The following is an 8558-nucleotide window of genomic DNA, read 5'->3' on the forward strand; positions in this document are numbered from 1 at the left end:
GGTGTCGGTGCCGATGCCTAACGTCACCGCCATGGGCGCGACGGGTGCGACGCAGCTGAGCTTTCCCGGGCTCAACGCGGCCGAAGAAATGCCATTGCGCGAGACCACCTTTGTGGTGGTCGATTTGGAAACCACCGGCGGACGCACGACGGGTAGCGAGGCGACGCCGCCGGACGCCATCACCGAAATCGGGGCCGTCAAGGTCCGCGGCGGGGCTGTGCTGGGCGAATTCGCCACCCTGGTCGACCCGCAGCGCAGCATCCCGCCCCAGATCGTCCAATTGACCGGCATCACCACCGCGATGGTGTGTGACGCCCCGACTATCGAAGCCGTCCTACCCATGTTTTTCGAGTTCGCCGGCGACGCCGTGCTGGTCGCCCACAACGCCGGGTTCGACATCGGATTCCTGCGCGCCGCCGCGCAGCGATGCGATATCGCCTGGCCCCGGCCCAAGGTGCTGTGCACGGTCCGGCTGGCGCGCCGGGTGTTGAGCCGAGAGGAAGCACCGAGCGTGCGACTGGCATCGCTGGCGCGACTGTTCGCCGTCACCACCCAGCCGACGCACCGCGCCCTCGACGATGCTCGCGCCACCGTCGACGTCTTACACGCGCTCATCGAGCGGGTGGGGAACCAGGGCGTGCACACCTACGCCGATCTGCGTGCCTACCTGCCGGACGTAACACCGACGCAGCGCCGCAAGCGGGTGCTCGCCGAGGGCCTGCCGCATCGCCCCGGCGTGTATCTGTTCCGCGGGCCCTCAAATGAGGTCCTCTACGTGGGCACCGCGGTCGACTTACGCCGGCGGGTGAACCAGTACTTCAACGGTGCCGACCCGCGTCGCCGGATCAAGGAGATGGTCACGCTGGCCGGCGCCGTCGACCATGTCGAATGCGCACACTCGCTGGAGGCCGGCGTGCGCGAGCTGCGGCTGCTGGCAGCACATGCCCCGCCGTACAACCGCCGGTCGCGGTTTCCGCATCGGTGGTGGTGGGTGGTGCTCAGCGACGAATCGTTCCCACGTCTGTCGGTGGTCCGCGCCCCGCGGCATGACCGCGCCGTCGGCCCGTTCCGGTCTCGTGCCGATGCCATGGAAACCGCGGCCCTGCTGGCACGGTTCACCGGCGTGCGAACGTGCACCAAACGCCTGGCGCGTTCGGCCCTGCACGGTCCGGCTTGCCTCGAGCTCGAAGTGTCTCCCTGTCCCGCCGACCGCAACGTGACGGCCACCCAGTACGCCGTGGCGACGCAGCGCGCCGCGGATTTGATCGACGGGCTGGACAACGCCGCCCTGTCTGCAGCCGTGCACCAGGTCACCGTGCTCGCCGAGCGCTGTCACTACGAGAGCGCCGCACGGCTGCGTGACCGCCTCGCCACCGCGGTGGACACCCTCTGGCGCGGCCAGCGACTGCGTGCGCTGGCCACCGTCGGCGAGCTGATCGCCGCCAAACCGGACGGAAGTGGCGGCTGGCAACTTGCCGTCATCCGGCATGGGCAACTGGCTGCGGCCGGCTGCGCTGCCCGTGGTGTGCCGCCGATGCCGGTCGTCGACGCCATTTGTGCCGGCGCCCAATCGATCCTGCCGACCCCGGCCCCGCTCGGTGGGGCACTTGTCGAGGAATCCGCACTCATTGCGCGCTGGCTGGCAGCACCCGGCGTGCGGATCGTCCGGATCGCTGACGGTTCCGCCGGCGGGTGGGCGTCCCCCTTGCGGTCGGCAGGTGTGTGGGCGGCGTGGGCGGCTGCGGCGAGATCGGCGCGACTGGCAGCCGAACAAGCGGTTGGCGAGCTAGACCTGCTGGCTGAACCGCACCCATCGCGCGAGCAGCTGTTCGGCCGCGCCGCTGTCGATCGCGGCGCAAGCCCGCTGCAACCCGTCTTCCCACGCCGGCAGCCATTCAGCGCGGCTGGATAACCCGGCGTGAGCGACCATCGCCCCGGCGGCGTTGAGCACCACCGCATCTCGCACCGGTCCCGCGGCACCGCCGAGCACGGCGCGCGCTTGTTCGGCATTGGCGTGAGCATCGCCGCCGCGCAGATCGTCGAGTTCGGCGCGGGCGAAACCGAATCCGGCCGGATCGAAGGTGAGCTTGTCCACGGTGCCGGCCTGCACCCGCCAGATCGTGCTTGTCGTGGTGGTGGTCAGCTCGTCGAGCCCGTCATCGCCGTGCACGACCAGCACGCTGGAGCGCCGCGCGGCGAACACTCCCGCCATCACCTCGGCCAGATCGGCGAAAGCGCAGCCGATCAATCCCGCTCGCGGCCGGGCCGGATTGGTCAGCGGCCCAAGCAGATTGAATACCGTGGGCACCCCGATCTCGCGGCGCACCACCGACGCGTGCCGGTAGGACGGATGGAACTGCGGCGCGAAGCAGAATCCGATGCCGACCTCGGCGAGGCTGCGCGCCACCTGGTCCGGCCCCAGGTCGATGCGCACGCCGAGTGCCTCGAGCGTGTCGGCGCCACCGGACAACGACGAAGCGGCCCGGTTGCCGTGTTTGACCACCGGCACACCGGCCGCGGCCACCACGATCGCAGCCATGGTGGACAGGTTGACGGTGTTGACCCCGTCGCCCCCGGTTCCGACGATGTCGACGGTGTCCTCGCGGATCGCCTCGATGGGCATCGAACGCGCGTGGTTGAGCATGACGCCGGCCAATTCGCCGACTTCGTCGGCCGTGGGGACCTTCATCTTCATCGCCACGGCGAACGCGGCGATCTGGGCCGGCTGCGCGTGGCCGGTCATAATCTGGTCCATGGCCCACGCGGCCTGCCCCCGCACCAGGTTGTGCCCTTCGGTCAACCGTCCCAGAACCTGCGGCCAGGTCGGCGCCGACCCGGCTGCAGCCAAGCCGAGAGCACCACCGGCGGAAGAAGCTTCAGACGACAGAGCCACGCGCCGATGGTCCCACGACACGACGCGCGGAACCGAATTTTCGACCCGGGTAGAGTTCGACAACTACAAAGCGTCATACTTGCGGATGTGACGAGTGCTGTTGGGACTTCGGGTACTGCGATAACGTCGCGGGTGCATTCGCTGAATCGCCCCAACATGGTCAGTGTTGGCACCATAGTGTGGCTTTCCAGCGAACTCATGTTCTTTGCTGGCCTGTTCGCGTTCTACTTCACGGCGCGAGCTCAGGCCGGCGGGAACTGGCCGCCACCGCCGACCGAGCTGAATCTGTATCAGGCGGTACCGGTGACGCTGGTGTTGATCGCGTCGTCGTTCACCTGTCAGATGGGCGTGTTCGCGGCCGAGCGCGGCGACGTGTTCGGGCTGCGCCGCTGGTACGTGATCACCTTCTTGATGGGCCTGTTCTTCATCCTCGGGCAGGCCTACGAGTACTACCACCTGACCACCCATGGCACGACCATTCCGGGCAGCGCCTACGGCACGGTGTTCTATCTGGCCACCGGCTTCCACGGGCTGCATGTCACCGGAGGTCTGATCGCCTTCATCTTCCTGCTGCTGCGCACCACGATGAGCAAGTTCACCCCGGCGCAAGCCACCGCCAGCATCGTCGTCTCCTATTACTGGCATTTCGTCGACATCGTGTGGATCGCGCTGTTCACCGTGATCTATTTCATCCGCTGATTCCGCTGATTCGAAGCCCGAGAACAGGAGTGCTCAGTTGAAACTGAGGTTCACCCGATCCGGTGGTACTGAGAGTGGCCCAAGAAGCAGTGACCGCTCGCGGCGGCGGCTTCGTCGTCGGTTGTCCGGCGGGATGCTGCTATTGATCGCGCTCACCATCTCCGGCGGGATGGCGGCCGTACTCACCCCTACCCCACAGGTGGCCGTTGCCGACGAGTCGGGGTCAGCCCTGCTGCGCACCGGCAAACAACTTTTCGACACCTCCTGCGTCTCCTGCCATGGTGCCAACTTGCAGGGTGTGCCCGACCACGGGCCGAGCCTGATCGGTGTCGGCGAAGCGGCCGTCTACTTCCAGGTGTCGACCGGCCGGATGCCCGCGATGCGCGGCGAAGCTCAGGCACCGCGCAAGGACCCGATCTTCGACGAGGCACAGATCGACGCGATCGGTGCCTACGTGCAGGCCAACGGCGGCGGCCCCACCGTGGTCCGCAACCCCGACGGTAGCCTGGCAATGCAGTCGCTGCGCGGCACCGACCTGGGCCGCGGCGGCGACTTGTTCCGCCTCAACTGCGCCTCCTGCCACAACTTCACTGGCAAGGGCGGCGCGCTGTCCTCCGGTAAATTCGCGCCCGACCTGGGGCCGGCCAATGAGCAGCAAATCCTCACTGCGATGCTGACCGGTCCGCAGAACATGCCGAAGTTCTCGGATCGACAGCTGTCCTTCGAATCGAAGAAAGACATCATCGGCTACGTGCGGACGGTCGCCGAGGAGCGCTCGCCGGGTGGCTACGGATTGGGTGGATTCGGGCCGGCACCTGAGGGCATGGCGATGTGGATCATCGGTATGGTCGCCGCTATCGGGCTGGCACTGTGGATTGGGGCGCGCTCATGAGCGAAATCGAAGGCGTCAAAGGCTCCGACACCGACAAGGGTGCGGCAGCCGGTGAGCCCGACGAGGCGGCGCTGGCAGCAATGTCCCAGCAGGAACTGCTCGAGTTGGGTGGCAAGCTCGACGGTGTCCGGATCGCCTACAAGGAACCGCGCTGGCCGGTCGAGGGCACAAGAGCCGAGAAGCGCGCCGAGCGCGGCGTGGCCGTGTGGCTTTTGCTGGGCGGCGGTTTCGGGCTCGCTCTGCTGCTGATTTTCCTGTTCTGGCCGTGGGAGTACAAGCCGAAGGAGGAGGCCGGTAGCTTCCTGTACTCCGTCGCCACCCCGCTGTACGGCTTGACCTTCGGGCTGTCCATCCTCTCGATCGCCATCGGCGCGGTGCTCTTCCAGAAAAGGTTTATCCCCGAAGAGATTACGATCCAGGAGCGGCACGACGGCGCCTCCCGCGAGGTCGACCGCAAGACGGTGGTCGCCAACCTGACCGACGCCATGGAAGCCTCGACGATCAGGCGCCGCAAGCTGGTCGGACTCTCGCTGGGCATGGGCCTGGGCGCGTTCGGCCTCGGTACTTTGGTGGCATTTGCCGGCGGCCTGATCAAGAACCCGTGGAAACCCGTCGTGCCCACCGCCGAAGGCAAGAAGGCCGTGCTGTGGACCTCCGGCTGGACCCCGCGCTTCAAGGGCGAAACGATCTACCTCGCCCGCGCGACCGGTGCACACGACGGGCCGCCATTCATCAAGATGCGGCCTGCGGACATCGACGCCGGCGGCATGGAGACCGTCTTCCCGTGGCGGGAATCCGACGGTGACGGCACCACGGTGGAATCCCACGAAAAGCTGAATGCGATCGCGATGGGCATCCGTAATCCCGTGATGTTGATCCGGATCAAGCCCACCGACGTCGGCCGTGTCGTCAAACGCCAGGGCCAGGAGAGCTTCAACTTCGGCGAGTTCTTCGCCTTCACCAAGGTCTGCTCGCACTTGGGTTGTCCCTCATCGCTTTACGAGCAGCAGTCCTACCGGATCCTGTGCCCTTGTCACCAATCGCAGTTCGACGCCCTGCATTTCGCCAAGCCGATATTCGGCCCGGCGGCGCGTGCGCTGGCGCAACTGCCGATCACCATTGACGCCAACGGGTATTTCGTCGCAAACGGTGATTTCATCGAGCCCGTCGGACCGGCATTCTGGGAGCGCACAACAACATGAGTCCGAAATTCAGTCCCCCAAAAATCAGCGAAGTCATGGCTCGTCAAGGCGAGGACATCGATACCCGCTATCACCCCGCGGCGGCCGTGCGTCGTCAGCTCAACAAGGTCTTTCCGACGCACTGGTCGTTCCTGCTCGGCGAGATCGCCTTGTACAGCTTCATCGTGCTGCTGATTACCGGCGTTTACCTGACGCTGTTCTTCGACCCCTCCATGGTCGAAGTCACCTACAACGGGGTTTACCAACCGTTGCGCGGCGTCGAGATGTCACGCGCTTACCAATCGGCGCTGGATATCTCCTTCGAAGTTCGCGGTGGCCTGTTTGTGCGGCAGATTCACCACTGGGCCGCCCTGATGTTCTCCGCGGCCATCATGGTGCACCTGGCCCGCATCTTCTTCACCGGGGCGTTCCGCCGGCCGCGTGAGGCCAACTGGGTCATCGGCTCGCTGCTGCTGATCCTGTCGATGTTCGAGGGCTACTTCGGCTACTCGCTGCCCGACGACTTGCTGTCCGGTATCGGCCTGCGCGCCGCGCTCTCGTCGATCACGCTGGGCATGCCGGTGATCGGCACCTGGTTGCACTGGCTGCTGTTCGGCGGCGACTTCCCGGGCACCATCTTGATCCCGCGGTTGTACGCGCTGCACATCCTGCTGCTACCGGGGATCATCCTGGCGCTGATCGGGATGCACCTGGCCTTGGTGTGGTTCCAGAAGCACACCCAGTTCCCCGGGCCGGGCCGCACCGAACACAACGTCGTTGGCGTGCGAGTGATGCCGGTGTTCGCGTTCAAATCCGGCGCGTACTTCGCCAGCATCGTCGGTGTGCTGGGGCTGATGGGTGGGCTGTTGCAGATCAACCCGATCTGGAATCTTGGTCCCTACAAGCCATCTCAGGTTTCGGCCGGCTCGCAGCCGGACTTCTACATGATGTGGACGGAAGGCTTGGCGCGTATCTGGCCGGCGTGGGAGTTCTACTTCTGGCACCACACCATTCCCGCCGTGGTGTGGGTGGCGCTCATCATGGGGCTGGTCTTTGTACTGCTGATCATCTACCCGTTCCTGGAGAAGCGGTTCACCGGCGACTACGCCCACCACAACCTGCTGCAGCGGCCGCGCGATGCTCCGGTACGCACCGCAATCGGCGCCATGGCGATCAGCTTCTACATGGTGCTCACACTCGCGGCGATGAACGACATCATCGCGTTCAAGTTCCATATCTCGCTGAATGCGACTACGTGGATCGGCCGTATCGGCATGGTGATCCTGCCGCCGTTCGTCTACTTCATCACGTATCGGTGGGCCATCGGCCTGCAGCGCAGTGACCGGTCGGTACTCGAGCACGGCGTCGAGACGGGCATCATCAAGCGGCTGCCGCACGGCGCGTACATCGAGCTACACCAGCCGCTCGGTCCGGTCGACGACCATGGGCACCCGCTACCGCTCGAGTACCAGGGTGCTGCGGTGCCCAACCGGATGAACAAGCTGGGCTCGGCCGGATCGCCCGGTAGCGGCAGCTTCCTGTTCGCCGACCCGGCGTCCGAGGATGCCGCGCTGCGCGAGGCTGCGCATGCCTCGGAGCACCGTGCTCTAACGGCATTGCGTGAGCACCAGGAGAGCGTCGCTGGCTCAAACGGCGAGCACCGCGAGCACTAGCTAGTTGGTCTAGTTCGGGTGTGAGTCCAGGGCGGGAGAATCGCATCGGTCCCGCCGCGGATACCCACTCGAGACCGTCAGCGCACACGCAATAGCGCGCTTCGCCATCCGCGCCTGACGCCTGACGCGTTAGTGTCCGGAAGCTACACGACGAATCTGCCGCACGTGTAGCCACTCGATCACGGGCAGCCCGGCGGTAATAGCGCCGGCCAATCCGTAGCCGACCCACGACGCGCCGTCATGACCGACGGCCATCAGATAGGTCGCCGATGCGACCGCGATCAGCGCAATGCCAATGGTGCCGGTCAACGCGAGCGTCCCACGTAACCACACCCGGTCCACCGCCTCGCCGGACCACTCGGTGCCCGCTCCCGCGGCTTTGACACTCGCTCGCCGCGCCGGCTCGGTCACACTGCGCGTCGCAGACCGGCCTGGCCGCAACGGCTGCCGGCCTATCCCGCTCCCCTGCAGCGCCTTCGACCGGACAACCGGCTCGTCCTGGGGCAGCCGACGGGCCCGCAACAGCACGGGAATCGCCCCGGCGATGATCAATGCCGACACGATGATGACGGCATACAACACCCACGTGGTGTGCGGCGCCATCTTGTGGAAGCCGCGGCCCAGGTCTGCCAACGCGACGGCGGCAGCCACGCTCACCCCTATCAGCACCAACCAAATGGCGGCGCACGCACCCATCAGAATCCGGTCGATGAGATCCGGCGACACGACCGGGTCGGGTCCACGCCGGTATGAGGAGTACCTGCCGACCATCAGCAGCTCGTCTGCGGTGCGTCGTTGGTGTTCGAGGACAGCACCGTTCCATCACTCGTCGTGATCGAGCAGTTGAGCCTGCTCACCCGGAAGAGGCTGGACGCCTCCACCGAGCCGACGTCGGAATTCGATATGGGGGTGACGGTCATCGACCACGGGATGTACACATTGTGCTGCGTACGTCGGCGGCCGGAGGCGTCGACGTAGGTTACCGAGATTATGTCGCCAGGTGCCTTGGTGCCGGTCACCGAATAGGTGACTTGCCGCGGTCCGGCCGGTGTCGTCGTCGTGACGGGAGGCGGGGCCGCAGCGGTGCTGGTAGTCGCAGGCGGCGCAGTGGTCGCCGGTGGCGGCGGAGACGGGGATGGTGGCGGCGGTGGCGGTGGTGTCACGGTCACTGTCTGCGTCTCCGTCGCGGTAGGAATTTCGCTGGTGGGTGGGGGTGGCGG

7 protein-coding genes and 1 pseudogene are annotated in these 8558 nt (G+C 66.2%); 5 read left to right on the forward strand and 3 right to left on the reverse strand.

Annotated features, from left to right (window positions below; genetic code table 11):
- Nucleotides 1–31 precede the first annotated feature (31 nt).
- Nucleotides 32–1849 (forward strand): annotated as a pseudogene (locus AWC27_RS15510) (DEDD exonuclease domain-containing protein); the annotation flags it as partial.
- On the opposite strand, the gene trpD reads toward AWC27_RS15510, so the two are convergent.
- Nucleotides 1787–2893, reverse strand: coding sequence for an anthranilate phosphoribosyltransferase (trpD, locus tag AWC27_RS31570; RefSeq protein ID WP_245847156.1), 1107 nt, complete (start codon nt 2891–2893; stop codon nt 1787–1789). The pseudogene AWC27_RS15510 and the gene trpD sit on opposite strands and share 63 nt — an antisense overlap.
- Before the next feature lie 87 nt (nt 2894–2980).
- On the opposite strand from trpD, the gene ctaE reads away from it, so the two are divergent.
- The 4 genes from ctaE to qcrB are packed head-to-tail and all read left to right on the forward strand — an operon-like array spanning nt 2981 to nt 7338.
- On the forward strand, nt 2981–3592 hold the full coding sequence (gene ctaE, locus AWC27_RS15520) for an aa3-type cytochrome oxidase subunit III (RefSeq protein WP_083115607.1): 612 nt from the start codon (nt 2981–2983) through the stop codon (nt 3590–3592).
- A gap of 37 nt (nt 3593–3629) precedes the next feature.
- Nucleotides 3630–4484 (forward strand): cytochrome bc1 complex diheme cytochrome c subunit, encoded by an 855-nt coding sequence (gene qcrC, locus AWC27_RS15525; RefSeq protein ID WP_085671290.1) that lies wholly within the window; start codon nt 3630–3632, stop codon nt 4482–4484.
- A complete protein-coding gene (gene qcrA / locus AWC27_RS15530) occupies nt 4481–5686 on the forward strand; it encodes a cytochrome bc1 complex Rieske iron-sulfur subunit (RefSeq protein WP_085671304.1) in 1206 nt (401 codons plus the stop codon). Before qcrC ends, qcrA begins: the two co-directional genes overlap by 4 nt.
- Entirely contained in the window at nt 5683–7338 is a 1656-nt protein-coding gene (qcrB, locus tag AWC27_RS15535) for a cytochrome bc1 complex cytochrome b subunit (RefSeq protein WP_085671291.1), read from the forward strand. Before qcrA ends, qcrB begins: the two co-directional genes overlap by 4 nt.
- Before the next feature lie 129 nt (nt 7339–7467).
- On the opposite strand, the gene AWC27_RS15540 is transcribed toward qcrB, so the two are convergent.
- Nucleotides 7468–8109: a DUF2561 family protein gene (locus AWC27_RS15540; protein ID WP_085671292.1), complete on the reverse strand. Its 642-nt coding sequence runs from the start codon at nt 8107–8109 to the stop codon at nt 7468–7470.
- Nucleotides 8109–8558: MmpS family transport accessory protein (locus tag AWC27_RS15545; protein WP_245847158.1), on the reverse strand; the 450-nt coding region annotated here is incomplete at its 5' end. The genes AWC27_RS15545 and AWC27_RS15540, both read right to left, overlap by 1 nt.

Source organism: Mycobacterium szulgai, from assembly GCF_002116635.1.
Classification (GTDB): Bacteria; Actinomycetota; Actinomycetes; order Mycobacteriales; family Mycobacteriaceae; genus Mycobacterium; species Mycobacterium szulgai.